This is a genomic window from Nocardiopsis sp. CA-288880 (assembly GCF_050955985.1).
In the GTDB taxonomy this organism is placed as follows: Bacteria; Actinomycetota; Actinomycetes; order Streptosporangiales; family Streptosporangiaceae; genus Nocardiopsis; species Nocardiopsis tropica.
On record NZ_CP192105.1, the window covers coordinates 7,228,223 to 7,254,665 of the forward strand.

Annotated in this window: 22 protein-coding genes; 3 read left to right on the forward strand and 19 right to left on the reverse strand. The window is 73.7% G+C overall.

Annotation, left to right across the window (positions count from 1 at the left end; all coding sequences use genetic code 11):
- Window positions 1-45 precede the first annotated feature (45 nt).
- Both ACQPYD_RS31220 and ACQPYD_RS31225 read right to left on the reverse strand, forming a co-directional pair.
- A complete protein-coding gene (locus ACQPYD_RS31220; protein WP_433698953.1) occupies window positions 46-1,026 on the reverse strand; it encodes a TIGR03557 family F420-dependent LLM class oxidoreductase in 981 nt (326 codons plus the stop codon).
- Between the two features lie 22 nt (window positions 1,027-1,048).
- On the reverse strand, window positions 1,049-3,136 hold the full coding sequence (locus ACQPYD_RS31225) for a catalase (protein WP_433698954.1): 2,088 nt from the start codon (window positions 3,134-3,136) through the stop codon (window positions 1,049-1,051).
- A gap of 229 nt (window positions 3,137-3,365) precedes the next feature.
- Here ACQPYD_RS31225 and ACQPYD_RS31230 point away from each other — a divergent pair, with 229 nt between their 5' ends.
- Window positions 3,366-4,220, forward strand: coding sequence for an SDR family oxidoreductase (locus ACQPYD_RS31230; protein WP_433698955.1), 855 nt, complete (start codon window positions 3,366-3,368; stop codon window positions 4,218-4,220).
- A gap of 93 nt (window positions 4,221-4,313) precedes the next feature.
- On the opposite strand, the gene ACQPYD_RS31235 is transcribed toward ACQPYD_RS31230, so the two are convergent.
- The gene (locus ACQPYD_RS31235) at window positions 4,314-6,122 is read right to left on the reverse strand and encodes a thiamine pyrophosphate-requiring protein (protein WP_433698956.1); all 1,809 of its coding nucleotides are present in this window, start codon (window positions 6,120-6,122) and stop codon (window positions 4,314-4,316) included.
- Window positions 6,123-6,195: 73 nt separating this feature from the next.
- Complete coding sequence (locus ACQPYD_RS31240; protein WP_267950563.1) at window positions 6,196-6,639, reverse strand: ChaB family protein; 444 nt, start codon at window positions 6,637-6,639, stop codon at window positions 6,196-6,198.
- A 393-nt stretch (window positions 6,640-7,032) separates the two neighbouring features.
- On the opposite strand from ACQPYD_RS31240, the gene ACQPYD_RS31245 reads away from it, so the two are divergent.
- Window positions 7,033-7,959 carry an alpha/beta hydrolase family protein gene (locus ACQPYD_RS31245; protein ID WP_433702186.1) on the forward strand — a complete coding sequence of 309 codons (927 nt, stop codon included), beginning with the start codon at window positions 7,033-7,035 and terminating at the stop codon, window positions 7,957-7,959.
- A 101-nt stretch (window positions 7,960-8,060) separates the two neighbouring features.
- On the opposite strand, the gene ACQPYD_RS31250 is transcribed toward ACQPYD_RS31245, so the two are convergent.
- The 6 genes from ACQPYD_RS31250 to ACQPYD_RS31275 all read right to left on the reverse strand — a co-directional run bounded on the left by ACQPYD_RS31250 (window position 8,061) and on the right by ACQPYD_RS31275 (window position 15,817).
- Window positions 8,061-9,380, reverse strand: a complete 1,320-nt coding sequence (locus tag ACQPYD_RS31250; RefSeq protein WP_433698957.1) for an ABC transporter substrate-binding protein — start codon at window positions 9,378-9,380, stop codon at window positions 8,061-8,063.
- Window positions 9,381-9,411: 31 nt separating this feature from the next.
- On the reverse strand, window positions 9,412-10,506 hold the full coding sequence (locus ACQPYD_RS31255) for a branched-chain amino acid ABC transporter permease (protein ID WP_433698958.1): 1,095 nt from the start codon (window positions 10,504-10,506) through the stop codon (window positions 9,412-9,414).
- Window positions 10,507-10,508: 2 nt separating this feature from the next.
- Complete coding sequence (locus ACQPYD_RS31260; protein WP_433698959.1) at window positions 10,509-11,360, reverse strand: branched-chain amino acid ABC transporter permease; 852 nt, start codon at window positions 11,358-11,360, stop codon at window positions 10,509-10,511.
- Window positions 11,361-11,371: 11 nt separating this feature from the next.
- Window positions 11,372-12,091 carry an ABC transporter ATP-binding protein gene (locus ACQPYD_RS31265; RefSeq protein ID WP_433698960.1) on the reverse strand — a complete coding sequence of 240 codons (720 nt, stop codon included), beginning with the start codon at window positions 12,089-12,091 and terminating at the stop codon, window positions 11,372-11,374.
- A complete protein-coding gene (locus ACQPYD_RS31270; RefSeq protein ID WP_433698961.1) occupies window positions 12,088-12,900 on the reverse strand; it encodes an ABC transporter ATP-binding protein in 813 nt (270 codons plus the stop codon). Before ACQPYD_RS31270 ends, ACQPYD_RS31265 begins: the two co-directional genes overlap by 4 nt.
- Window positions 12,901-12,994: 94 nt before the next feature.
- On the reverse strand, window positions 12,995-15,817 hold the full coding sequence (locus tag ACQPYD_RS31275) for an AAA family ATPase (RefSeq protein ID WP_433698962.1): 2,823 nt from the start codon (window positions 15,815-15,817) through the stop codon (window positions 12,995-12,997).
- Between the two features lie 418 nt (window positions 15,818-16,235).
- On the opposite strand from ACQPYD_RS31275, the gene ACQPYD_RS31280 reads away from it, so the two are divergent.
- The gene (locus ACQPYD_RS31280; protein WP_433698963.1) at window positions 16,236-17,405 is read left to right on the forward strand and encodes a carboxylate-amine ligase; all 1,170 of its coding nucleotides are present in this window, start codon (window positions 16,236-16,238) and stop codon (window positions 17,403-17,405) included.
- A gap of 49 nt (window positions 17,406-17,454) precedes the next feature.
- On the opposite strand, the gene ACQPYD_RS31285 is transcribed toward ACQPYD_RS31280, so the two are convergent.
- The 9 genes from ACQPYD_RS31285 to ACQPYD_RS31325 form a co-directional block, all read right to left on the reverse strand.
- Complete coding sequence (locus ACQPYD_RS31285) at window positions 17,455-18,387, reverse strand: carbohydrate kinase family protein (protein ID WP_433702187.1); 933 nt, start codon at window positions 18,385-18,387, stop codon at window positions 17,455-17,457.
- 71 nt (window positions 18,388-18,458) lie between these two features.
- The gene (locus ACQPYD_RS31290; RefSeq protein WP_433698964.1) at window positions 18,459-19,769 is read right to left on the reverse strand and encodes an AGE family epimerase/isomerase; all 1,311 of its coding nucleotides are present in this window, start codon (window positions 19,767-19,769) and stop codon (window positions 18,459-18,461) included.
- 302 nt (window positions 19,770-20,071) lie between these two features.
- Window positions 20,072-20,920 carry an alpha/beta fold hydrolase gene (locus ACQPYD_RS31295; RefSeq protein WP_433698965.1) on the reverse strand — a complete coding sequence of 283 codons (849 nt, stop codon included), beginning with the start codon at window positions 20,918-20,920 and terminating at the stop codon, window positions 20,072-20,074.
- A gap of 235 nt (window positions 20,921-21,155) precedes the next feature.
- Window positions 21,156-22,496: an acyltransferase family protein gene (locus tag ACQPYD_RS31300; protein WP_433698966.1), complete on the reverse strand. Its 1,341-nt coding sequence runs from the start codon at window positions 22,494-22,496 to the stop codon at window positions 21,156-21,158.
- A 703-nt stretch (window positions 22,497-23,199) separates the two neighbouring features.
- Window positions 23,200-24,027 (reverse strand): ammonia-dependent NAD(+) synthetase, encoded by an 828-nt coding sequence (nadE, locus tag ACQPYD_RS31305; protein ID WP_433698967.1) that lies wholly within the window; start codon window positions 24,025-24,027, stop codon window positions 23,200-23,202.
- Window positions 24,028-24,189: 162 nt separating this feature from the next.
- Window positions 24,190-24,774, reverse strand: coding sequence for a putative glycolipid-binding domain-containing protein (locus ACQPYD_RS31310; protein ID WP_433698968.1), 585 nt, complete (start codon window positions 24,772-24,774; stop codon window positions 24,190-24,192).
- 9 nt (window positions 24,775-24,783) lie between these two features.
- Window positions 24,784-25,248, reverse strand: coding sequence for a transposase (locus tag ACQPYD_RS31315; RefSeq protein WP_433698969.1), 465 nt, complete (start codon window positions 25,246-25,248; stop codon window positions 24,784-24,786).
- A gap of 343 nt (window positions 25,249-25,591) precedes the next feature.
- Entirely contained in the window at window positions 25,592-26,098 is a 507-nt protein-coding gene (locus ACQPYD_RS31320) for a hypothetical protein (RefSeq protein WP_433698970.1), read from the reverse strand.
- A gap of 67 nt (window positions 26,099-26,165) precedes the next feature.
- Window positions 26,166-26,396: a L,D-transpeptidase gene (locus ACQPYD_RS31325; protein ID WP_433702188.1), complete on the reverse strand. Its 231-nt coding sequence runs from the start codon at window positions 26,394-26,396 to the stop codon at window positions 26,166-26,168.
- Between the last annotated feature and the right edge of the window lie 47 nt (window positions 26,397-26,443).

Here is a 26,443-nt window from a genome sequence, read left to right on the forward strand (position 1 = left end):
GGGGAGGCCCGCACCCCCGGGGCCGCCGGATCCCGGCCGCGCGGCTCACGCCGCCGGGCCGGACCGACCGCCCATCCGCCGGATCGGCCCGGCCAGCTCCTCCTCGAAGAAGGTGAAGAACCCCTCCGTGTCCGGCCCCGCGTTGACCAGGCACAGGTGGTCGAAACCGGCCTCGGTGAACTGGCGCACGGCCTCCAGGTGGCGCTCCGGGTCCGGCCCGTAGCCGAACGCGTCGCGCATCGCCTCCCGGTCGATCAGGGCGGTGGCCGCCTCGAAGTTCACCGGGTTGGGCAGCTCGGCCTGCACCTTCCACCCCAGCAGGCCGAAGCGGAAGACCTCGCGCGCCGAGTCCAGCGCCTCGCCCTCGTCGGCGGCCCAGGACAGCGGCACCTCGCCGTAGCGCGGGCCGACGCCGCCGCTCTCGCCGTACGCCCGGGTGAGCGCCTTGTCCGGCTCGGTGCAGAACAGCCCGTCGCCGAGCTCCGAGGCGAGCAGGGCGGCCTGCCCGCCCCCGGCCGCCACGATGATCGGCGGCGGCTCGTCGGGGAGGTCGAACACGCGGGCGTCCTCCAGGACCAGGTGCTTCCCCTCGTAGGAGTGGTAGCCGCCGGACCAGAGCAGGCGGATGATGTCGATCGCCTCGCGCAGCATCCGGTGGCGCGTGGCGACGTTGGGCCAGCCCCGGCCGACGACGTGCTCGTTGAGGCGCTCCCCCGAGCCCAGCCCGAGGCTGAACCGCCCCCCGGACAGCAGGGCGGTGGTGGCGGCGGCCTGCGCGACGATCGCCGGGTGCACCCGCAGGATCGGGCAGGTGACCCCGGTGGCCAGGCCGATGGTCTCGGTCCGCTCGGCGATGGCGGCCAGCATCGACCACACGAAACCCGAGTGGCCGTGGCTGTACAGCCACGGGTGGAAGTGGTCGCTGACCTCGACGAAGTCGAAACCGGCCTGTTCCGCGCGGACCGCCTGCTCCACGATCTCGCGGGGGCCGAAGCCCTCGGCGAACAGCTTGAAGCCCACCTTCATGGTGTCGTCGTCCCTCCCCTCGTCAGGCCGGCACCGTCGCGGTCGGCCGGTCCCAGACCCGGTGTCCCCCGACCAGCCGCGCGAACTCCGCGACGCAGTCGTCGCCCGCCGCCTCCGACACGACGACCCCCAGCTCGGTGCGCGTGCCCCCGGCGGGTGCGAAGGTCCCGTCCGGGACCGGCAGGGACGCGAGGAGACGCGTGCCCTCGCCCACCGCCGCCACCGCCTTGTGGTGCTTGTACGCCTCCAGGACGAAGTGGACGGCCACGCCGTCCTGCGCCAGGGACTCGGCGGAGGAGGGCCCGCCCGGCACCACGACCGCGTCGTACAGGACCGAGGACACGGTCGTGTAGGCGCGGTCCACGGTGACGGGGTCCCCGGCGCCGGCGCGCACCGCGCCGTCCGTCGCGGCGAGGAGCTCCACCACGGCGCCCTCGGAGACGAGGCCGTCCCGGAACGCGTGGACGGCGGCGGCGTCCACGCCGTCGGCGACGAGTACCGCGATCTGGCGGCCCGTCAGCGAGCCGAAGGCGGTGTTGGCCATGCTGACGGCCGGTGAGGAGCGGCCGTGGTTGGGCGTCCCCTCCGTCTCGGGGGGCTCCACCCCGATCCCCTCGGCCACACGGGCCGACAGCTCGTGGTCGACGTGGTTGAGGTTGGCGACCACGCGCTGGCGCACCGCGAGCTCCTCGCACTTGCCCAGCTCGAAGCGGAACCCCGCGACCAGGTGCTCGCGCTCCCAGTCGGCGAGGCTGTTGTAGAACAGCGTCGCCTGGGAGTAGTGGTCGGCGAAGCTCTCGCTCCGCACCTGGATCTTCCCGCCCTCGACCTTCTCGGCGTAGTGGCGGTAGACGCCCTCGTCGGCCAGCGCGGGGCAGCCGCCCCCCAGCGAGTTCGGGTAGTAGGAGGTCTGCCCCCGGTGCACCCGGTGCTGCGCGAAGCCGTCGCGCTGGTTGTTGCTCACCGGCGCCACCGGCCGGTTGACGGGGATCTGCTGGAAGTTGGAGCCGCCCAGGCGCAGCAGCTGGGTGTCGAGGTAGGAGAAGTTGCGGGCCTGGAGCAGCGGGTCGTTGGTGAAGTCGATCCCCGGCACCACGTTGGCCGTGTGGAAGGCGACCTGCTCGGTCTCGGCGAAGAAGTTGTCCGGGTTGCGGTCCAGGACCATCTTCCCGATGGGCCGGACCGGCACCTCCTCCTCCGGGATGATCTTGGTGGCGTCCAGCAGGTCGAAGTCGAAGGCGTGCTCGTCCTCCTCCGCCACGAGCTGCACGCCCAGCTCCCACTCGGGGTACTGGCCGCGCTCGATGGCCTCCCACAGGTCGCGCCGGTTGAAGTCGGGGTCCTTGCCCTGGATGCGCTGCGCCTCGTCCCAGACGAGGGAGTGCGTGCCGAGCAGCGGCTTCCAGTGGAACTTGACGAAGGTGCCCTTCCCCTCGGCGCTGACGAACCGGAAGGTGTGCACGCCGAACCCCTGCATGGTCCGGTAGCTGCGCGGGATCGCCCGGTCCGACATCAGCCACATCATCATGTGGGTGGTCTCGGGCTGCAGGCCGACGAAGTCCCACAGGGTGTCGTGCGCGGACTGCGCCTGCGGGATCTCGTTGTGGGGTTCGGGCTTGACCGCGTGGACGAAGTCGGGGAACTTGATGCCGTCCTGGATGAAGAAGACCGGCATGTTGTTGCCGACGAGGTCGTAGTTCCCCTGCTCGGTGTAGAACTTCACGGCGAACCCGCGCACGTCCCGCACCGTGTCGGCCGAGCCCCGCGACCCGGCGACCGTGGAGAAGCGCACGAAGACCGGTGTGGTCACCTCCGGGCCGCTCAGGAAGTGGGCCGCGGTGAGGTCGGAGAGCCCCTCGTAGGGCTGGAAGCGGCCGTAGGCCCCAGCCCCGCGCGCGTGGACGACGCGTTCGGGGATGCGCTCGTGGTCGAAGTGGGTGATCTTCTCGCGGGCGTGGAAGTCCTCCAGGAGCGTGGGGCCGCGTGCGCCGGCCCTGAGCGAGTTGTCCGTGTCGCCCACCCGCACGCCGGTCTCCGTGGTCAGCGGTTGCGCGGAATCGGTCCTCACCGAATCGAGCTGACGGTCCTTCTCGGTGCGTGCGTCGTCCATGGAAGTCCTCCGTTGGTGAGACCTCAGGTGCTGACATAAGGGGTTTCTCCACTCACGGTGACCGAGCCGCTCCACCTCCAAACATGGTTGCCCCGCTTTTGGAGGGGAGTTCACCGTCCCGTGCGGACGTGTCCGCGGGGGCCCGGACCGGGGCCCGGGTTGCGCGTTGGAGGGGCGCGGAGCCGGGTAGGGGGAGCCCCACGCGAGGCGCCAGAGAGAGGAGAAGCCCATGTCCGAGACCCCACCTCCCGCGCAGAGCCAGCCGTACCCGGGGCGTACCGAGCCGATGGACCCGCAGCCCAGGGACGAGATGAGGGACTACGAGGGGCGCGGTCTGCTGGAGGGCAAGCGCGCCCTGATCACGGGAGGCGACTCCGGGATCGGCCGTGCCGTGGCCGTGGCGTTCGCCAAGGAGGGGGCCGACGTCGTCTTCGGCTACCTCAGTGAGGACGCCGAAGCCCAGCACACCGTGGGCCTGGTCCAGGAACAGGGCCGCAAGGCCGTGGGGATCCGCGGCGACCTGGCCGACGAGTCGTTCTGCTCCCACCTGGTCGGCCGCGCGGTCGAGGAGCTCGGCGGGATCGACGTCCTCGTGGAGCACGCCGCCACCCAGTCGCCGGTCGAGCAGTTCACCGACCTGACCACGGAGCAGCTGCGCCGCACGTTCGACGTCAACGTGATGGGGGTGTTCTGGACCGTCCGCGAGGCGCTGGAGCACATCCCCGACGGCGGTTCGATCATCATCACCGGGTCGATCAACGGTCTGCGCGGCAACGACTCGCTCATCGACTACGCGGCGAGCAAGTCCGCGGTGATGAACCTGTCGCTGTCGCTCTCGCAGGTGCTCCGCGACCGCGGCATCCGGGTGAACTGCGTCGCTCCCGGCCCCGTCTGGACGCCGCTCATCCCCGCCACGCTCGGGAAGAAGGGCGCCGAGGGGTTCGGTGAGCAGGCGCCGATGGGGCGGGCCGCCGAACCCGACGAGATCGCCCCGTCGTACGTGTTCTTCGCCAGCGACCGCCTGTCGTCGTACTACTCGGGCGAGACCCTGGCGCCCACGGGAGGGGAGATCCAGGCGGGCTGAGCCCGGGCCCGACGGACGCGGGGGCGGGGACCGTGCGGTCCCCGCCCCCTTCCGTGCGCCGGGCCCCCGGCCCGGCCGCGCCGCGGCCCCCGTTCAGCCGCGGCCCGGCAGGAACTCCCGCGCCTTGGCGGCGAGCCCCCGGCGCACGACGTCCGCCGCGTCCGGGTCACCCGACACGAGGGCCCTCGCGGTGTCGACGAGCTGGTCCCACTCCACCTCGGGCGGGATGGGCGGGACGTTGCCGTCGCAGCGGACGTCGATCAGCACCGGACCGTCGGCGGCGAGCGCCCGGCGCCAGGCCGGCGCCACCTGGTCCGGCCGGTCGACGCTGATACCGGTCATCCCGACGGACTCGGCGAAGTCCGCGTAGGACATGTCCGGCAGGTCCTGGGAGAAGGGCGTCCTGGGCGATCCCCCCATGGCCCGCAGCTCCCAGGTGACCTGGTTGAGGTCGTTGTTGTGGAGCACGCAGACCACCAGGCGGGGGTCCTCCCACAGGTGCTGGTACCGGCGTGCGGTGAGCAGTTCCATGAGCCCGTTCATCTGCATGGCCCCGTCCCCGACCAGGGCGACGGCGGGCCGGTCCGGGGCGGCGAACTTGGCCCCGATCGCGTAGGGCACCGCGCAGCCCATGGTGGCGAGCGTCCCCGAGAGGGAGCCGCGCATACCGTGCCGCAGGCGGACGAAGCGCGCGTACCAGTTGGTCGCGGACCCGGAGTCCGCGGTCACCACGGCGTTGTCGGGCAGCAGCGGGGAGAGTTCGTGGAAGACCAGCATCGGGTTGACCGGGTCTGCCTCCAGCCGCGCCTGGCCGTCCAGGACACGCCACCACCGGGCGACGTTGTCCTCCACGGTCTCCCGCCACCGGCTCCGCGCGCGGTCGCGCCCGGCGTCGGGGGAGAGCCGGTCGCTCAGCGCGCGCAGGGTGGCGGCGGCGTCGCCCACCAGGTTGACCTCGGTCGGGTAGCGCATGCCGATGAACTTCGGATCGATGTCGATCTGGACCGCGCGCCGCCCGAAGGGCGGCAGGAACTGGGTGTAGGGCAGGTTGGACCCGATGATGACCAGGGTGTCGCAGTCGCGCATCAGCTCCCACGACGGCCGGGTGCCCAGGAGCCCGATGGACCCCGTGACGAAGGGCAGCGTGTCGTCCAGCACGTCCTTGCCCAGGAGGGCCTTGGCGATCCCCGCCCCGGTGAGGTCCGCCAGGTGCAGGACCTCGTCGACGGCGCCGCGGGCGCCCTGGCCCACCAGGAGGGCCACGCGCTCACCGGCCTCGATGACCTCGGCCGCGCGGTCCATCTCGGACTCGGGCGGCAGCACCGTGCCCAGCCCGGCGTCCGGGTCGGGCCGGCTGGAGGGCACTTCCTTGAACTCGTGACCGGGCGGGGAGTAGTCCGCCTCCTGCACGTCGGCGGGGACGATGACGGCCGTGGGGGCCCTCTCCGCGAGCGCGGTGCGGATCGCGCGGTCCAGCACGTTGGGCAGCTGCTCGGGCACCGTCACCGTCTGGACGTAGGCCCCGGCGACGTCCTTGAACAGGCTGTGGAGGTCCACCTCCTGCTGGTAGCTGCCGCCGATCGCGCTGCGCGCCGTCTGCCCCACGATCGCCACGACGGGCACGTGGTCGAGCTTGGCGTCGTAGAGCCCGTTGAGCAGGTGGACCGCCCCCGGTCCCCCGGTCGCCAGGCAGACCCCGAACCTGCCGCCGAACTTGGCGTAGCCCACCGCCTCGAAGGCGGACATCTCCTCGTGCCGGCTCTGGACGAACCGCGGCGCCCCCTCCGTGCGCCCCATCTCCGCCACGAGTCCGTTGATGCCGTCACCGGGATAACCGAAGATCTCGGTGACGCCCCAGTCGGACAGGCGGCGCAGCAGGTGGTCGGCGACGTTCTGGGCCATCTCGCCTCCAGGTGTGGCCCGCGGGCGCGCGGCGCGCACGGCCGCCCGCCCGCGGTGCGGGTGGTGCGGTGTGTCAGGAGGAGCGGCGGGACTTCGAGGACCCGCTCTTCCCGGAGCCCGAGGTCCGCCTGTTGCTCTCCTTGCGGAGCGCCTCGACGAGCTGGGGCTTGGTCATGGACGAGCGGCCCTGGATGCCCAGCTCCTTGGCCCGGCCGTAGAGGTGGTCCTTCGTGGCGTTGGCGTCCACCCCGCCAGCGGTGGGCAGGTCCTTGCCGCCCCTGTTGCGCCCGGCCTTCGGGTTGGCGGCCTGTGCGTCGGAGGGTCCCGACCGCTGCTTGGGCACCCAGTGGTCGCCCTGCTTCTCGAACTTGTGCTTGAGCGCCGCGATCGCCACCCGGTGGGCGCGCTCCCCCTCGCCGTACTCCTCCACCGCGGAGTCGTGCGCCTTGATCCAGGTGTCCTGGGCCTTCTTCGGCGACCGCTTCAGGGTCGCCGGGAGTTCCTTCGCACCAGGCACTGTCCTCACTCCCCGATCCTCGTTGGTTCTCGGTGCCCACCGCCCTGCCCGGGACACGGTCGTGCAAAACACCGGGAACCGCCCCCGGCGGCGGCCGTGCGCGTCCCGGAACCGGGTACCGCCCAGCCCGACCTGCCCCTATCCCGGCACTGGTGATCCAACGGATGCACGTTCACACCATCGACTTCATAGTGAATTAACGGAGAAACATTTCCCCGGAACCAGGTCCCATTCGATTTCCCGACCCCCTTATCGGGATTCGCAAAGGGCACGGTGTGAGCTGCCCGGACCCCCGTCCGAGCACATCTCCTTTCCTGATGGTTCTCCGGTCCGCGTCCACCCCAGGACCCACGGATTCCCGCTGTACGAGAAAAGGAAAACGACGTGCTGACAATGAATCCCCCCTCCCCCGAACTCCGGGAGGACTCCGGCCGTCCGCGCTCCCGGACGGCCCGGTTCGCCGCCCGGTCGGCGATGGCCCTCGCCCTGGTCGCGGGCCTCTCCGGCGGTCTCGCCTCCCCCGCCCAGGCCGCCAGCGAGTACGAGCGCGGCCCGGACCCCACCGAGCAGAGCGTCACCGCCGTCCGGGGCCACTTCGACACCGACACCGACACCGTGTCCTCCCTGGTGAGCGGTTTCGGCGGCGGCACGATCTACTACCCGACCGACACCAGCGAGGGCACGTTCGGCGGCGTGGTCATCGCCCCGGGCTACACCGCCGGGCAGTCCTCGATGTCCTGGTACGGGCACCGGATCGCCTCCCAGGGGTTCGTGGTGTTCACGATCGACACCACGACCCGCTACGACCAGCCCGACAGCCGGGGCCGCCAGCTGGACGCGGCCCTGGACTACCTGGTCGAGGACAGCGACGTGGCCGACCGCGTGGACGGCGACCGCCTGGCGGTGATGGGCCACTCCATGGGCGGCGGCGGCACGCTCGCGGTCGCCGACGACCGGCCCGAACTGCGTGCGGCGATCCCGCTGACGCCCTGGCACACCCAGAAGAGCTGGTCCGACATGGAGGTCCCGACGCTGGTCATCGGCGCCGAGAACGACAGCGTCGCTTCGGTGCGGACCCACTCCATCCCGTTCTACGAGAGCCTGCCCGGCAACCTGGACAGGGCCTACCTGGAGCTGCGGGGCGCCTCCCACTTCGCGCCCAACACGTCCAACACCGCGATCGCGAAGTACAGCATCTCCTGGCTGAAGCGGTTCGTGGACGAGGACGAGCGGTACGAGCAGTTCCTGTGCCCGGCGCCCGACACCGGGTTCGGCACGGACTTCTCCGACTACCGGGACTCCTGCCCGCACGGGTCCTGACCCGGGCCGGGCCCCGCGGCCCGGACGGCGGAGAGCACGCAGGCGGCGGCCCGGAGGGATTCCCTCCGGGCCGCCGCCCCGTCCTACCGGTCCGGCCCCGGTCAGTCGTGGAAGTCCAGCTCCTCCGGGGGCAGCCGCTCGAAGTCGGTCTCCTCGATGTCGCCGCCCTCACGGTCGGTCACGCGGGGGCCCTGGACCATCTCGATGGTGCCCCCTGCCCGGTACTGGACGACGTACACGCCCTGGTGTCCGCCGTGGTCGCCGCCGCTGGAGGAGAAGGGCAGGAGGCCCGGCCCCTGCCACTCCTGGGCCTCCATCGCGTCGACGAGCGACTGGCGGGTGAGGTCCTGGCCGGCCGACCTGAGGACCTGGGCCACCATGACGGCCTGGGTCATGCCGAACACGTGGGTGTTGGTGACGGTCTCGCCCTCGCCGTACTCCCCGTAGACCTCCAGGAAGAACTGGGCCCACTCGTCCTCCTGGTCCTCGACGCGCGGCATGTAGCTGGTGACGAGGGCGCCGTCCAGGAACGCGTCGGCCGGGACGTCCTCGGCGTCCGTGTCCTGGGTGAACTCGGCGAGCAGGCCCTGGAGGGTCGCGGTGTCCCCTCCGATGCTGGAGACGACCCACTGCGGCTCGTAGCCGATGCTCGCCGCCTCCAGCATGGCGAGGGCGACGAACGCCGGGATGCAGGAGCAGACGACCACCTCGGCCTCGGTGCGCTCGAACTCGGCGACCTGGGCGCTGAGGTCGGACACCTCGGACTCGTAGTGCTCGCGGGCGACGACCTCGTCGACGAGGTACTGGTCCAGGCCCGCCTGGGAGTCCTCCCCGATGTCGTCGTTCTGGTACAGGTAGCCGACGTTCTGGCCGGAGAAGTTCTCGCTGATGTACTGGCCCTGGATCTTCGCCTCCTTCGTGTAGTCGGTCTGCCAGCCGTACGTGAGCGGGTGCTCCTCGGTGTTGTTCCAGGCCAGGGCGCCGGACGACGGGAAGATGTCGGGGACGCCCTCGTCGTTGAGGTAGTCGATGACGCCGCCGTGCGTGGGCGTGCCCAGCCCGCCCACCATCGCGAAGATCTCGTCCTCCAGGACCAGCTGGCGGGTGACGTCGATGGTCTGCGCCGGGTCGTAGGCGTCGTCCTCCACCCGGTAGTCGATCTGGCGCCCGTGGATGCCGCCCTGGGCGTTGACGTAGTCGAACACGGCTCTCGCTCCCTGGGAGACCGCCAGGTACCCGGGGGCGGCGGGTCCGGTCAGGGGCTGGTGGGAGCCGAGGACGATGCTGTCGTCGGTGACGCCGGTCGACACGTCCAGGTCGGCCTCGCCGCCGTCGGCGACCTCGCCCGCGCCCGTGCAGGCGGTCGCCATGACCGTCAGCGCGAGGGCGGCGGCGAGTACACCCGGTGTTCCTCTTCGCATGGTGGTTCTCCTTCGGTGGGGGGTGGAGGGATCAGCGGGTCGTGGAGGGCCGCAGCCGGGCGCCCAGGCGCGTGAGCGCGCCGTGGAGCCCCAGGGGCCAGAAGCGCAGGACGAGGATGAGGACGATCCCGAAGAACACGACCGGGAGGTTGTTCTCGACGTTCCTGCTGAGTTCGAGGGAGCGGGCCAGGTCGGTGGCCCAGATCTGGAGGTAGACGACGGTGACCGCCGCCCAGAGCGCGCCCCACAGGCTGCCGATGCCGCCGAACACCAGGGCGGCGAGCAGGGTCAGGGACAGCACGAGGGTGAAGCTGCTGGGGGTGGCGGTGCCGAGCACGTAGGCCTGCAGCCCGCCGCCGAGGCCCCCCGCGGCGGAGGCGATGACGAACGCGACCACCTTGGTCTTCCCGACGGGGACGCCCGCCATGGCGGCGGCCGTCTCGTCGTCGCGCAGGGAGCGCATGCGGCGGCCCAGGCGGCCGGAGGAGACGGTGGCGAGCACGGCGAGGCCGATGACGACGGTGGTCCACACCACGAGCGCCTTCCACTCGCTGTCGGTGAAGACCCCCTGGAGGAACGGGGGCGCCCCGGCGGTGCGGATGTTGAGCCCGTTGCTGCCGCCGAGGAACTCGTGGTAGCGGTGGGTCAGTCCGGGCAGCCCGACCGCCAGGATCAGGGTGGCCCCGGCGAGGTAGGGGCCGTGGAGGCGGGCGGTGGCCGCGCCGACCGCGACGCCCGCGACCGCCGACACCGCGACGATGATCAGCAGGTTCGCGGCGATGGGCAGCATCGGCTGGTGGAGAACGAGCAGCGTCATCGTGTAGGCGCCGATCATCATGAACGCCCCGTGGCCGAGCGACACCTGGCCGCTGCCCCCGACGAGCAGCTGCAGGCCCGCGACGGCGAGCAGGGTGTAGCCGACGGCGGCCAGGCGCAGCGCGGTGAGGTCCCCGGTGACGAACAGCAGGCCCGTCACCGCGGCGAGGCCGAGCGCCGCGAACAGGAGGTGGCGCAGCGGCGAGGGCAGTGTCCGCCGACTCCGGCCGCGGGGCGTGTCGGGGCTTCCCGCGGCGTGGGCGCCGGGGCCGGTGGCGCGTTCCGCGCTCTTTCCGATGGGCGAGGACATGGCTACACCTTCCGCGCGGTCGGACGGGACAGGATGCCGTCGGGACGCACGCTCAGGACGACGACGACGATGGCGAGGGCCGTGAGGGTGGCCAGCTCGGGGCCGGCGTACCCGGACACGTAGGACATGCCGAGGCCGATGAGCAGCCCGCCGACGACGGCGCCGAACGGGTTGTCCAGGCCGCCGATGACGGCGGCGGTGATGCCGTAGACGAACACGGCGTCGAACACGTTCGGGGAGATGAACGGGGGTCCGGCGAGCATGCCCGCGAGGGCCCCGATGCAGGAGGCGATGGCCCACCCCGCGGTGAGCATCAGGCCGACCCGCACGCCGCTGAGCCGGGCGGCCTCCGGGTGGAAGGCGGCGGCCCGCATGCGCAGGCCGAGCGGGGTGAACCGGTAGAGGGCGAACAGCAGGAGGGCGACGGCGCCGACGGACACGAGGGCGAACACGCTGGACGGGGCGAAGCGGCCCACGTAGCTGAACGCGTACCGGAACCCGTGCTGCTCGTTGCCCCAGACCATGCCCACCAGGCCCTGGACGACCAGGAGGAGTCCGAGGGTGACGATGATGGCGTTGAGCTGGGAGACGCGGGCGATGGGCCTGATGACGAACCGTTCGACCGCCGCCCCGGCGACCAGCCCGGCCGTCAGCGCGGCCGCGAACCCGAGCCAGTAGGAGCCGGTGATCCCGGTGACGGTGTAGGCGGTGTAGACCGCGACCAGGGCGAGCGCGGGCTGGGCGAAGTTCACCAGGCGCGTGGCCTGGTAGATGATCACGAGGGACAGCGCCAGTGCCGCGTAGGCCGCCCCGGTCGCCAACCCGTTGAGGGTCAGGTTGATGAAGTGGGTCATGGGGGTGCTCCTCAGAAGCCCAGGTAGGCGTGGCGCGTGCGGTCGTCGGAGAGCAGTTCGGAGGAGGCGCCCTCGGCGACGACCCGCCCCTGGTTGAGCACGAACCCCGTGTCGGTGACCGCCAGCGCCCCGGCGGCGTTCTGCTCGACGAGGACGACGGTGAGCCCGGTGCGGTCCCGGAGGTCGCGCAGGAGGCCGAAGATCTGCCGCGTGACCAGGGGCGCCAGCCCGAGCGAGGGCTCGTCCAGGAGCAGGATCCGCGGCCTGCCCATGAGGGCGCGGCCGATGGCGAGCATCTGGCGCTCGCCGCCGGAGAGGGTGCTCGCGGTCTTGCCGCGCCGTTCGGCCAGGGGCGGGAAGAGCTCCATGACCTCGGTGAACGTGCTCCTGTCCCGGCGGTCGGACCGCCACAGCCCGCCCAGGCGCAGGTTCTCCTCGACGGTGAGCTCGGCGATGACGCCGCCCCCCTCGGGGACGTGGGCGAGGCCGCGGGTGATGGCCTTCTCCGTGGGGAGCCGGGTGATGTCGTCCCCGTCGAGGAGGACCCGGCCGGACGAGGCGGGGTGGAGGCCGGTGACGGTCCGCAGCAGCGTGGTCTTGCCCGCGCCGTTGGCGCCGAGCACGGCGCAGATGCCGCCGGCGGGGATGGTGATGGAGACGCCGTCGAGGGCCCGGACGGCGCCATAGGAGGCGCTGAGTCCCTCGACGGTGAGAAGGGGTGCCGCGGTCATCGGGGGGCTCCGTTCGTGTGGCCGGGGCCGGCGTCGTCGGAGGCGCCGAGGTAGGCCCGGGTGACGAGGGGGTCGGCCCGGACCTCCTCCGGCGTCCCCGTGGAGATGACCCGGCCGAAGTCGAGGACGACGATGCGGTCGCAGACGCGCATGACCAGGTCCATGTGGTGTTCGACCAGGACCACGGCCATGTCCCGGCTGAAGCCGCGGATCTGCTCGGCGAGGGCGTCGATCTGTGTCCCGGACAGCCCGCTGGCGGGTTCGTCCAGGAGGAGGAGCTCGGGTTCGCCGACGCAGGCGCGGGCGAGGGCGACCTGCTTCTGCAGGCCGTAGGGGAGGGTGCCGGGGAGCCGGTGCGCGTGCTCGGCGATCCCGAACCCCTCCAGGGCGGCGACGGCGCGGGCGCGCAGCTCCCTCTCGTCGCGGTGGTGCCGTCCGAGACCGCTGATCAGGGAGAACGCCCCTCCGGCGGCGAGGCGGTCGGCTCCGGCGACGACGTTGTCCAGGACCGTCATCATCGGGAAGAGGTTGAGGCCCTGGAAGGTGCGGGCGATGCCGGCGCGGGCGAGGTGGTGGGGCCGGCGGCCGGGCGGCGGGGCTCCCTTCCAGGTGATGGCGCCCGCGGTGGGGCGCAGCACGCCGGAGAGGACGTTGAACAGGGTGGTCTTTCCCGCGCCGTTGGGGCCGATGAGGCCGACGACGGACCCCGGCGCGACCTGGAGCCCGACGTCGTCGAGCGCGGTGAGGCCTCCGAAGCGCACGGTCACCCCGTCCGCTCTCAGGAGATGGTCCGCTGCGGTCGTTGTCATGGCTGCCTTTCTCGCGGTTGCCGACCGAGAACCCGTACCGACCAGTTGGTATGACGGGGGCGTCCGGCGGCCCGGGGGCCGTCGGACCGGAGGGTCAGTTGAACAGGCGGGCCAGGTCCACGCGGGACCTGATGTTGAGCTTGCGGAAGATGCCGCGCAGGTGGTGCTCGACCGTGCGCGGGCTGATGAACATGTGCGCGGCCACCTCGCGGTTGGTGGCCCCCTCGGCGACCAGGCGGGCGATCTGCTGCTGTTGCGCGGTCAGCTCGCCGGCCGCGTGCGGTCCGGGGTCGGGTCCGGACGCGGCGGTGCCGATGGCGCGCAGCTCCGCGCGGGTCTGCCGTACCCACAGCCTCGCGCCGAAGCGCTCGAAGGTCTCCACCGCGTTGTTCAGGTGCTCGCGGGCCCGGCCGGGCAGGCGCGCCCTGCGGAGGAAGGCGCCGAACAGCAGCTGGGTGCGGGCGTGCTCGACGTCGTCGTCCCCGCACGCCCGGTGCAGGGCCAGGGCGTTCTCGAAGTGGTCGGCCGCCTCGTCGCCCGTGGCCAGGAGCCCGGAGCCGCGCGCCGCCAGGGCCAGCGCGCTCGGGCTCCCCACCGACTCGGCCCAGCGCCGGTACCCGGCCAGGGACGTGCGGGCCCACTCCGTCTCGCCCATCCTGACCGCGGCCTCCACGAAGTGCGGGGCGGTCAGCAGCCGCATGGTGGGGTGGCCGTGGCCGGGGGCGGAGTGCACGAGGGAGCGCAGCCGGAAGAACGCCTCCGCCGCGTTGCCCCGGGACAGCTCCAGTACGGCGAGCGCCCACGCCGCCAGGGCCGCCGCCAGCCCGAGGCTGTTCTCGCCCGCCTGGGAGGCGACCGCGCGGGCGCGGATCCGGCAGGTGTCCACGTCGCCCTGGATGGCCGCGATCATGGCCAGCGACGCCAGGTGCTGGGTGGCCCAGATGGTCTGCCCGCTCTCGCGGGACACCCTGAGGCCGGTGAGCGCGGTGCCGGCCGCGGACGGGAACCGGCCGCTCCAGAACTCGGAGAAGACCAGGAAACCCAGCGCGGCGGGGAGGGTGGCCTGTTCGCCGCGCGCCCGGCCGACCTCCGCCGCCCGGGAGGTCGCCGCGCGCACGAAGGGCGCGTCGGCCAGCCGCAGCCCGGTGATGCCCGCCCAGATCAGCTCGGAGGGCTTGGCGATCTCCGCCAGCCCGGTGGCCTCGCGCAGCAGGGGCGTGGACCCCGGGTAGTCGCCCCGGAAGGAGATCACGCACCCCTCCAGGAAGGCCGACAGCAGGCGCATCGGCGCCGGGTCGTCGGTGCGGACCAGGGAGACCGCCAGCTCGGCGGCGCGGGCGTGGCGTCCGGCGTCGCCGGCCAGGGAGGCGGAGTCGGCGGAGCGGACCAGCGCCCGCAGGGCCAGGAAGCGGTCGTGCGGGATGAGCTCGCGCCCGACGGTGTACAGCCGCTCGGCCACGTCGAGGGCGTTCTCGCCCCGCATGGCGATCTGGGCGTCGATGAAGTCGACGGTGACACGGCGCCGGTCGGAGACCGCGAGCGGTCGCGCCTGCGACAGCAGGCGGGTGGCGCGTTCGGTGCGGCCCGCCATGTAGGCCTCGTAGGAGGCGGTGGTCAGGCGGCAGGCGCGCTCGTCGGAGTCCGGTGACAGCCAGGCGGCGCGCTCGAAGGCGTGGGAGGCGGCGAGGCGGCCCTCCAGGCGCTTGGCCCGGCGGGCGGCGGCGGACACCGCCTCGAACAGGTCCGCGTCGGGGGCGCTCGTCCCCGCGGCGGCGTGCAGGGAGAACTCCACGGGCGCCCGCTCCGGGTCCACCGCCCCGGCCAGCGCCCGGTGGGCGTCGCGCAGCCGCCCGGCGGGGGTGTCCTGGGCGATCGCCTCGCGGGTCAGGGGGTCCGTGAAGACGACGGCGTCGCCCTCCACCCGGACCAGGCCCCGCTCCTCCGCCGGTTCGAGGTCGGTGATGGTCGCGTCGGCCCCGCCGGAGGCGGTGAGCAGCAGGTGGACGCGGGGCGCGGCGCTGAGCGCGGCGAGCAGGAGGAGGCGGCGGGCCCGCTCGGGCAGCTCGCGGTAGGGGACGAGGAAGTCGCCGCGCAGGCGGCCGGGCAGGCGGGGCGGGTCGGGCAGCGGCTCCTCGCCGAGGAGCTGCGCCGGGGCCAGTCCGCGCAGGTAGCCGAGGACGGCGGCCGGGTTGCCGTGGGCGGCGCGGACGAGGGAGGAGCGGACGGCGGAGGCGAGGGTGACGGGGGCGCTGTCGGTGAGGATGTCGTGCACCGCCCGCTCCTCCAGGGGGGCGAGGAGGAGTTCGGCGATGCCGGGCACGAGCGCGTCGGGGGTGGGCTCGCCCGTGGTCTCGGGCAGTCGCGCCCCGGCTGGCTTGCCGTGTCCCTCGCGCGCGGTGAACAGGGCGGCGACCGGGGTGCCGCCGAGCCGGCGGGCCGTGAAGGACAGCGCGTCCAGCGAGGGGGCGTCCAGCCGGTCGGCGTCGTCCACGCAGACCAGCAGCGGTCGGCCGCGCCCGGCGGCCGCGCGGGACAGGAGTTCGGGCAGCGCCGTGTAGAGGGCGAGCCGGTCGGCGTCGGCCACCGCGCCGCGGGTGAGGGCCTCCCTGAGGAGCGGGCGCCAGGGCTCGGGGAGCCCGTCGACCTCGGCGCCGAGGGGGCGGAGCAGGCGTTGGAGTCCGGAGAAGGGGAGGCCCGCCTCGTCGGAGACACCCCCCGCGTGGAGCACGGTGAAACCACCGGCGGCGCCGCGGGCGTGGTCGAGGAGGGCCGTCTTCCCCCTGCCCGGACCACCCGAGACGAGCAGGGCCGCGCCCCGTCCGGACCTGGCGCGGCCCAGGGCGTCGGCGAGGGCCCGCGTCTGCGTGTCACGGCCACGGAGGCGGGTGTTCGGGGGTTCGGGTTCGCTGCCTTCCACGTGCTCACATTCGCACAGCGGCCCCCCGTCACGGCAGGTGCGGAGGTCCACACTGGTCGTTTCACCGATGCCCGCACCGAGTCGCACGCGGCGGCTCCCGCGGGCCCGGGACGCCTCCCGCGGGGAACCGGGGGGCGGGTGTTCCCGGGGGTGCCCCAGCACCCACCTGCGTTTCCACACCCCCGAAAGAGTGATGTCTCTCACTCCGCACGGCGGTCCGGAGCCCCGCCGAGGATTCACCGACTCCAGGGGCGGTTATAAATCCGTAACGCGCACGCAACGCCATACCCGCGATACCGACAAAGAGGACAAACGAAACAACGGATAGCTCTTTGTCTTCTTCGGGACACTGTCGCAGCCGCCCTGCACGGGATATCCAGTCCGGGACACCCCCGGACAGCAGGAGGGACCGACGCCCATGGAGAACCGCTCCACGACAGCACACGGCCAGTGGTTACCGGCATCCGCCCACGCCCACACCCGCACCACCGCGAGAAGTCCCACGTTCGGTGTCGAGGAGGAGTTCTTCGTCGTCGATCCGCGCACCCGCCGGATCCTCTCCCGAGCGCCCGAGCTCCTGTCCCGCACCCGCATGCCGGACGAACGCCTGTCCGGAGAGTTCAGCCGCGTCCAGGTCGAGGCCAACAGCCCCGTGTGCGAGACCGCCGACGACGCCCTGCGGTTCCTCCGCGCGGCCCGCGGAGAACTGGCGCGCTCCGCCGACGAGGCCGGGCTCGCCGTGGCGGCCACGGGCACCGCCGTCATCGGCGACACCTCGGCCGCCCTCGTGAGCGAGGGCCCCCGCTACGCCGACATCGCCGCGCACGCGGGGGGACTGCGCACCTCCCACATCGTGTGCGGTTGCCACGTGCACGTGGGCATCCCCGACCGCGAGACCGCCGTGGCGGTGAGCGACCACCTGCGGCGCTGGCTCCCCTTCCTGGTGGCGCTGTCCGCGAACTCGCCCTTCCACGCGGGGGTCGACACCGGCTACGCGAGCTGGCGGTCCATCACCTGGAACAGGCTGCCCTCCGCCGGGCCGCCCCCCATGCTGCGCTCGCTGGCCGAGCACGAGCGGGCGGTGCGGGCGCTGTCCTCCGCCGGAGCGATCCTGGACAGGCACATGGTCTACTGGGACGTCCGCCTGTCCGACCACCTGCCCACCCTGGAGATCCGGGTGGGGGACGTGGCCGCGACCGCCGAGGAGGCGCTGCTGTTCTCCGTCCTCACCCGCGGCCTGGCCACCCGCGCGCTCGCCGACGTCCACCACGGCAGGCCCGCGCCGGAGATCACCGACCAGACCCTGCGCGCCGCCATGTGGCGCGCCGCCCGGGACGGCCTGGAGGGCAGCGTCCCCGACCCGCTCACCGGCGAGTGCCTGCCGGGGGCCTACGCCCTCGAACGGCTGTGGAACGCGGCGCTCCCCGGCCTGAGCGCCAACGGCGACGCCGACCTGGTGTCGGCGCTGCTCGACCGGGCCCGGGAGGCCGGGACGGGGGCGGCCCGCCAGCGCTCCGCGTACGCCCGGCGGGGGTACCTCACCGACGTGGTCGACCACGTCGTCCGCGGGACGCGCGAGGGCCTCTGACCCCGGAGCGGACCGCGCGGGGCCGCCGGAAGACCGGCGGCCCCGCTGTTCAGGCGGCGTCCCCCGAGGAGTCCGCCAGGTCGGCGAGGACCGGCGGGTCGGCGCCCTCGCGGGTCACCGTGACCGCGGCGGCGGACGCCGCGAACCGCAGCATCTCCTCCAGGTCCCCCCTGGTCGTCCCCGCGAGACGGGCCCGGGGACCGTCGCCCAGCAGGCCGCGGCGGTCCAGCCAGGTCAGCAGCGCTCCCATGAACGAGTCGCCCGCGCCGACCGTGTCCACCACCTCGACCTTCGGCGCGTCGACCACCGCCTCCACACCGTGGGAGACCGCGAGGGCCCCCTCGCCACCGAGGGTCGCCACGACCAGCGACGGGCCGAGGGCGGCGAGGGCGAGGGCCGCCCGCGACGGCGACAGGTCCGGGTACAGGAACGCCAGGTCCTCGTCGCTGGCCTTGACCACGTGCGCCTGCGCGCAGTGCCGCAGGGCCAGGGCGCGCGCGGTCGCCGGGTCGCCGATGACGTCCGGCCGGATGTTGGGGTCCAGGGTGAGCGTCACCCGGCCCCTCCCGTGCTCGCGGCGCAGCAGCGACTCGATCCGGGAGGCCCCCGGCTCGCGGAACAGGGCGATCGACGCGGCGTGCAGGGCGCGCACCTGCGGCTCCAGCTCCTCCGGGAGTTCGCCCGCGCGCCAGTGCCAGTCGGCGGCGTCGTCCATGCGGAAGTCGTAGCGCGCCGACCCGTCCGGACCGAGCGAGGCGAGGGCCAGGGCCGACGGCTCCTCCGCCGCCAGGAGGCCGGCGGGGTCCAGGCCCTCGCCGAGCAGCCGCTCACGGATCATCGCGCCGAAGCCGTCCGAGCCGATCCGGGCGAGCAGGCGGGTCGGGGTGCCGAGCCGGGCCGCCGCGACGGCCGTGTTGGCGGGGCCCCCTCCCGGGGAGGCGCGCAGCACGCCGGCGCCGTGGCCGGTGGGCAGCAGGTCCATGACGTTCTCACCGATCACGACGAGGCGCGCGGGTGCGCCCGCCGCCCTCGTGCCGTCCGTGCTTCGCGCGGTCACTCGTCTTCTCCGGGGGCCGGGGCGGACGTCGCGGGGAGCGCGTCCGCGAGGGAGGTCGACAACCCGATCTGGGGCAGAAGGGTCGCCTGGTAGGCGTGGTAGACGTCGGGCTTGCCCGCCCAGACGCTTCCCGCCGGCCGGTTGGCCGGATCGAGTTCGTGGTGCCAGCTGCCGTGCTCGCCGTCCAGGTGGAACCTGGCGGCGTAGTCCCACCAGCGGTCGTAGAGGAGGGTGTACTCGCCGTCGCCCGTGTGCCGGGCCAGCGCCCAGGCGGCCATCGTCGCCTCGGCCACCACCCAGTGCATGCGCTCGCGCACGACCGGGCCGTCCTGCCAGTCGAGGGTGTAGACGAAACCGTCCTCGCCGTCGACCCCCCACCCGCGCCGGACGGCGTGGGAGAACAGGCTCCGGGCGTCGGGGGTCAGCCAGTCGGGGACCTCCTCGCCCGCCCGGGTGAGCGCGATCTCCAGGTGGACCAGCAGCCGCGCCCATTCGAGCAGGTGGCCGGTGGTGCTCCCGAAGGGGCGGAAGGGGTGGTCCGGCCGGTCCCGGTTGTAGTCCGGGACGGGCTCCCATCCGGGGGTGAAGTGCTCGGGCAGGCGCCAGTCGTGGGCGGCGGCCACACCGTGGACCAGCCGCTCCGCGACGGCGAGCGCGCGACGCGTCCAGAGGGTGTCGCCGGTGGCGTCGGCGGCGGCGAGGAACGCCTCGACGCAGTGCATGTTGCTGTTGGCGCCCCGGTACTCCTCGGTGGCCTTCCACCCGGCGTCCCAGCTCTCCCGGACGGCCCCCGCCGACTCCTCCCAGAAGCGGGCGTCCATGACCCGCAGCGCCTCGTCGAGCAGGTCGCGGGCGCCGGGGCGGCCGGCGGCGGTGGCGGTGGAGGCCGCCAGGACCACGAACGCGTGCTCGTAGGCGGACTTGCGCGGGAGGTCGGCCCCCGGCTCCCCGCCCTCCGCGTGGGAGCGCTCCCGGGACGCGTCCCCGGCAGAGTGCCCCTCCGGAACCCGGTCGAACCACCCGCCCAGCTCCCCGTCGCGCAGCGGCCCGTCCGCGAGTGCGGCCACCCCGTGGTCGGCGAGCCGGCCGGCGTCCGCGTCACCGCGGAGGTGGGCCAGGGAGAACACGTGCGTCATCCGCGCGGTGATCCACGTGGCGACCGGCCGGTCACGCTCCACCCCGCCGCGCGCGTCCAACCAGCCGAAGCCGCCGGGCACCGCGGAGCCCGCGGCGAAGGCGCACAGCCTCCGCTCCTCCTCCCGCAGCCACTCGGGATGCCCCGGGGCGCGGTGTGTCGATGCTGTCAATCCACTGCCTCCTCGTCGGTACGCCGGACCACGCTATCCCGCGAGGTCGACGCGGCGGTAGACCAGGGCCCGGCGAACCGGGCCCCGGTCGCGCGCCGCCGGGACGGCCGCGGCGCCGACGCGCGCGGAGCGCCGGGCCCCTGGCGCCACCGGGACCCGGGTGCGCCGGGGACGGACCGGACGGGCGGGGCCCCGGGCGCTCCGGCCGGACGGACGCGGACCCCTGCGACCGCCGCCGGGGCCGGTCGGTCGGCGCGGACGGCGGATCCGGCTCCCGGGAGCGCCCCCGCCGGGGGCTCCCCTCACCGGCCGGCGGACGGCGGAAGTGCTCGCCCGCGGGCGGCCCGCCGGCCCCCCAGGTCGGCCGAGCGGCAGGTCCAGCGGATGTGCTCGGCGACCGTGACGGGATCGTCGGCCATGGGGATGTGCCCGCTGCCGATCAGGGAGACCATGCGCGCGTTCGGCACCCGCTCGTGGGCGTGCACCGCGCTGGACGGCAGCAGGGTCCGGTCGCGGTCCCCCCAGGCGATGGTCACGGGACAGTCGATGGGCCGCGCCGCGAAGTGGTACTCGGCGATGCGCGGGACCATCCGCACGTAGGGGGCTCCCGGTTCGAGCCCCTGCACGCTGAAGCGGGTGGCCTTGGCCTCGGGCGAGGAGGGGTCGCCCCGCAGGGCGATCCGCGCGGCGGCCCGGGCTGGCGCGGTGTTGGCGAGGCGCTCCTTGACCGGTGTCGGGATCCGGGTCGCCAGGTCGGCGGCGGCGCCGACCGCGCGCATCCCCCACCGGGCGAGGCTGTCGGAGAACCCGGCCGGGGAGAACACCGTCACCGACCCCGCCAGACCACGGGTCCCCAGCTCCAGGGCGATCGACCCCCCGAGGGAGTTCCCGGCCAGGTGCGGGCGCTCCCAGCCGTGAAGTTCGCAGAGCGCTCGGACGTCCTCGGTCATGCTCAGGACGTCGTAGGGCTCGTCGGCCCCCGGCGCGGGGGTCGAGCCGAAGCCGGGCAGGTCCACACAGATGACCTGGTAGTCCCGGGCGAGCCGGGTCATGACGACCTTCCAGCTCTGGCGCCGGTCGCCCAGGCCGTGGAGCAGCACCAGCGGGCGGCCGCGCCCGCGCCGTTCGAAGGCGATGCGTGTCGGGTCCATGCTGTCCGGTCTACCCGCTCCGGCGCGTCGCCACCACCGGGCCCGGGGCGGGAGGGGCGCCCCGGACGACGGCGCGACGCGGGCCGTGGGGGCGGGGGCGGGCCGCCCCGACCCCACCGGACCCGAGGAGGGGGCGGGGGGCGGGGGCGCGGGACCGGTCCCGCGTCCCCGCCGACGACGGCGCGGCCCCGGTCTCCGCGCGGGGACCGGGGCCGCGCCGGGGCGGAGCGGGGCGTCAGACCCGTACGGGCGCCCGCGTCAGCATCAGGCCCGACAGGACCGCCAGCAGCCCGAGCAGGGGCACCAGGCCCACGCCCAGGCCCGACACCGTCAGTATCAGCATCCCGCCGCCGATCAGCGCGGCCGCGACCAGGACCCGCAGCATGCCGGGGGAGCCGCTCAGCGCCTTCGGCGGGTTCTCGAACCGCACCGCCCAGTGCGCCAGCGGCGCGATCATCGGCAGCAGGACCGCCAGGCCCAGCACGCCCCACAGCAGCCACGTGCCCGTCAGCGGCGCCGGGGTGTCGATCCCCAGGCCGAACACCAGGACCCCCGCGACCACGCTGACCGGGATCATGTGCCACAGGTAGACCGTCATCAGCTGCGGGCAGACCCGGTCCAGCATCCGCGCGGGCCCGGGGCGGTCCGACCACGCGCTGATCCTCTCCCGCAGCAGCACCGCGACGCCGATCTGGAGGACGCCCAGGGAGCCGAGCACCAGGGTCGGCGGGGACACGTTCGAGGTCTCGGCGGCGAACACGCCCGTCATGTTCACCGAGTACGGCCCGAACAGCACCAGGGCCAGCGCGGCGACGCCGCCGCCCACGGCCATCATCGCCGCGTAGCGGAGGCGGATCGCCCCCGTCGCGTAGCGGAAGCCGAGCTGGTGGATGCCCAGCCACACGAACGCGATGTTCAGGTAACCGACCCAGTCCGCACCGGTCCCGTACCGGACGGCGTCGACGGCGACCGCACCGGCGAGCAGCGCCGCCGGCACCCACCACCCGAACCTCTCCTGCGCGCCGAACAGCACCGGGGTCGCCACCACGACCAGCACGTACACGGCCAGGAACCACAGGACCATGCCCGCCGCGCCCGAGCCCACCAGGACCGACTCCGCGGGGGCGCCGCTCAGCACCAGCAGGTGGGAGGCGGTGATCCACACGACCGCGAGCGGCACCACGGGCCAGGCGAGGCGGCGCAGTCTGCGCGCGTACCAGGTGGAGGCCGTGACCCCCTTGTCCGAGGCCGAGCGCCAGCTGATGAGGTTCGCGGCCCCGCCGACGAAGAAGATCAGCGGCATGACCTGGACGACCCACGTGAGGGCGAAGCCGCCCTCGGTCTCCAGGACGCTTCCCGCCTCCAGGATGCCCTGGTCCTGGGCCAGGACCGGGAGCCACCAGTGCTGCATGACCACGAGGGCCATGACGAGGAGCCTGATGACGTCGAGAAACCTGTCACGCCCCGCTCCGGGCCGGGGGACCCGCTGGTCTGCGGCGGGTGAGGCCGCGTGGACGGTGCCGGGCGGGGGCGCGGACAGCACGCCCCCGCCCTCGTTCTCGACGGTCACGGTCATGTCGCTCCTAGGTCTTCCCGTGCACGGACCCCCTGGGCACAGCGTGTTCCCAGTGGTCGGAGTCGACCGGGATCAGGGGGTGGCAACGCGTTCTCCAACGCGCCCTACGGCGGGCCCGCGTCGGTGTCGGCAGATCGGTGACGCGCGTTGCTACGACCTTAGGCGGAAGAGGCGGGTGGTCGCGATGGATCTGACGCCCCTTTTGAACCGGCGGTTCGCACTCCCCGAAAAGGTGGTGCCCGCACCACCGCGCGGGAGCGCCCGGCAGGGTAGTGGAACCGGGACGGGGAGGACCGCGTCCGGCGGCCGCCCGCGGCGACCGCCGGGACCGCTACGGACCGCGCTCCGGGCGCACCGGCCCGGGAGGACCGCCGGGGCGGTGTGGAACCAGTGGACGGACAAGACCGCCGAAGGGCGCCCGGGCGGGGCCGGCGATTGTATGGGTCACGACCCGGGCCGGAGCGACCGACATCCACTCTGACCGGCCAGTCCCAGACCAGGCACCCCAGGTCTCACAGTGGTCGTCGTGGTGCGGCCACCCGTGGACGCCTCCGCGCGTTCGGCCCCGCCGGCGCGGGGGGCGGGCGGTGCGGGGCGTCGAGGGCCTTCCGGTCCGATGGTGGACGTCGCCGTCCACACCGGTGCCGGAGGCCCTCTTCGCCTGTGCCGGTCGGAGCCGGCGTCACCGGCCTCCGTGGTAGGTCTAGGGAGCGGTGGGCAGCGCGCGCTTGTGCGCGGTGGCGCGGTACCGGTCGACCAGCGTGGTCTCCACGTGCTCGGGCACCGGCAGCCCCTCCAGGAAGTCGTCGATCTGGTCGTAGGTCAGACCGAGCGCCTCCTCGTCCGGCTTCTGCGGCGACAGGGTCTCCAGGTCGGCGGTGGGGACCTTCGAGACCAGGTCGTCCGGGGCGCCGAGCTCCGCGGCGACCGCGCGCACCCGGCGCTTGGTCAGACCGGTCAGCGGGACGACGTCCACGCCGCCGTCGCCGTACTTGGTGAAGAACCCCGTGACGGCCTCGGCCGCGTGGTCGGTGCCGATCACCAGGCCGCGCAGGCCGCCGGCGACGGCGTACTGGGCGATCATCCTCTGCCTGGCCTTGACGTTGCCCAGGACGAAGTCCTCGGAGGCCTCGGTGTAGGCGAGCCCGGAGTCGGCGAGGGAGGCCGCCATGGCGTCGCTGGCGGGCTTGACGTCCACGGTGAGGCAGCGGTCCGGCGCGGTGAGGTCGACGGCGCGCGCGGCGTCCTCCTCGTCCTTCTGCGCGCCGTAGGGGAGGCGCATGGCGACGTACTCGGCGGTGTGCCCGGCCTCCCGCGCGCGGTCCACGGCCAGGCGGCACAGGAGACCGGCCGTCAGCGAGTCGACGCCGCCGCTGATGCCCAGGACGAGGGCGGTGGCGCCGGTGGTGGCCAGCAGTTCGGAGAGGAAGGTCACGCGCCGTTCGATCTCGGCGCGCACGTCGAAGTCCTCGGGCACGTCCAGGTCGAGGATGATCTCGCGGCGGGCCCGGCTCAGCTCGGTGTCGGTCACAGCTCTCCCCCGTGGGTCTCGTGCGTGTTCCCGCCGATTATCGCGCGCGGGGCGGCGGGCCGCACAGCCGGGGCCTCTCCGGCCGCGGGAGGAACCGGACCCGGGCCGCCGCGCCCGCGGCGGAGGGCCGGGGCGGGGAGGGCCTGCGGGAGCCGCGCGGGCTCAGTCGTCCGCGCGCAGCCGCCGGGCGAAGCGCTCGTAGTCGACCACCACGCCGTGCCCGTCCACCGAGAGGCGGTACTCGCCGTGCAGGGGGTCCCGGTAGGTGTAGCGCTCCAGTCCCCCCTCGGCCACGTGGCGCGTGTAGCGCTGCCGGACCCGGCGCACCCGCAGGGAGGGGATGTCGATCCAGACCACCTGGATGTCCCGGTACTCGCCGGGCCGCAGGCCCAGCCTGCGGATCGGGAGGGTGTTGGTCAGCGGTGTGGCGGCGACGTCCACGTCCAGGCAGCCGACCAGGCCGGGGAGGGGGTTCCCCTTGTCGTCGAACCAGTGGCCGCCCTGGGCGGTGAGGGCGACCACGGTCGTGCCCCGGCCGCTCACGACCTCGGTGCGCACCTCCCTGGTCGCCCAGGCGAGGTCGGTGCGGACGGTGAAGCGGGTGAAGAACCGCTCCTCGCCCTCGACCACGGTCTCCCCCGCCTCCAGGCGGTAGCCGTCGGGCTCGGGAAGGAGTGTGCCCAGACCGAGCCCCTCGGGGACGTCGGTCCGAGCCCACGCGGCTGGATGTTCCGTCGGTGACGACATGTCACCGTTCTACCGCTCTCCGGGTCCGGTGCGCCAGGCAGGGCGGGCCCGCACCGCTCCCGGACGCCGTCGGTCGATTCCGGGCCACAACGCCCCGCCTCTGGGAGAACGCCCCGCCCCCTGGGAGATGGTGCCCTCGACCCCGGCCCGGACCCTGTCACGCTCTTTCCAGGCCTCGGTTTGCTGCTCGGTGCGTGCCGCGCGGATCGCGTGGTGTTCGTCGTGGTGCCGTAGCCGCAGTTCACGGCAGGTTGCGGCGGGCGAACCGACACACCGTTCCCGGTCCGGACAGGGCCGACGGTCCAGCACGGAGAACCGCACCCGGATCACGGGAAGCCCTTGTCGGGAGCGCCGCTCATGCCGGCCAGCGGTGGTGCGCCCTCGCGGGCAGGCGACCTGCCTGCTCGCCCGGTCAATGGTGAAGGCGTCCTGCGCATAGAGGCCGCTCGCAGAGGCGGCGGCGTTGCCCGCCATTGGTCCTTGCAGGTCGACGCCGTGCTCTCGCTGGGCTGCCACGGTCTGGGAGGCGGTGGGGTGTCCGGCGTCCACCCAGTGCCCATCGGGCGGGCATCCCCGAAGCGAAGACCGCTTCCAGCAGCCGGGTTCCGTCCCTGCCGATCCGCGCACCTACCTCCTGGCGCTTGGTCTTGGACTCGGGGAATACGACAACGCCGTTCTCCGCGACCCTGGTCGCGGAGAACGGCGTCGGGTGGGACCCGAACCGGGAATCAACCAACGGCGTCCGTGTGCGGCGGGCCCCGCCCCGCGGTGTCACCCCGTGCTCGCCACGGGGTGACACCGGTCGTGGATCAGCTGGTCAGTCGGTGTGGGTCGGGTACGCGGGCACGGCGACGGGAGCGGAGGACTCGGGCTCCGGCTGACCCGGGTCCTCGCACAGCCCGACCTCCGCACCCGGCACCCCGACGGGCACCCCGACGGGCGCCTCCGCACCCGGCACCTCAACAGGCACCCCGACGGGCGCCTCCGCACCCGGCACCCCGGCGGACAGCGCGAGCTGCTGGGAGGGGTCCGCCGAACACTCGACCGGGGCGGGGACCCCGGTGGGGTAGCCGGGAATCGCGACGGGATAGTTGGGAGTCCCGGTGGGGTAGCCGGGAATCGCAACGGGATAGTTGGGAGTCTCGGAGGGGTAGCCGGGAATCGCGACGGGATAGTTGGGAGTCTCGGAGGGGTAGCCGGGGATCGCAACGGGATAGTTGGGGGTCCCGGTGGGGTAGGTCGCGTCGTCGGCCCAGGCGGGGGATCCGCCGAACAGGGCGGCGGCCGCGAAACCGGCGACGATCAGGTAGTGCTTCAGACGCATGGCAGTCCTCGTGTGTGGTCCATGTGCGCGGGATACCGTCCCGCGCGGCGATCCGGAGACGGTCGGCTCACGCGGAGATCTCGACCGGGGCGCCGATCGGCAGGTTCTCGGCCATCCAGGTGGTGTCGTCGGCGGAGACCCGGACGCACCCGTGGCTGACCTGACGGCCCAGCGCGTCCTCGTCGCTGGTGCCGTGGACGGCGAGCCGGCCGAGCCCGCCCGCGAACGTCTCGGAGAACCCGCTCAGGCCGAAGGCGCAGACCCCGTAGGGCCCCTCCGGGTCCGGCGGCTGGAGCAGCTCGGTGAAATAGTAGCGACCCTCCGGGGGTGGGAGTCTCGCCCTCC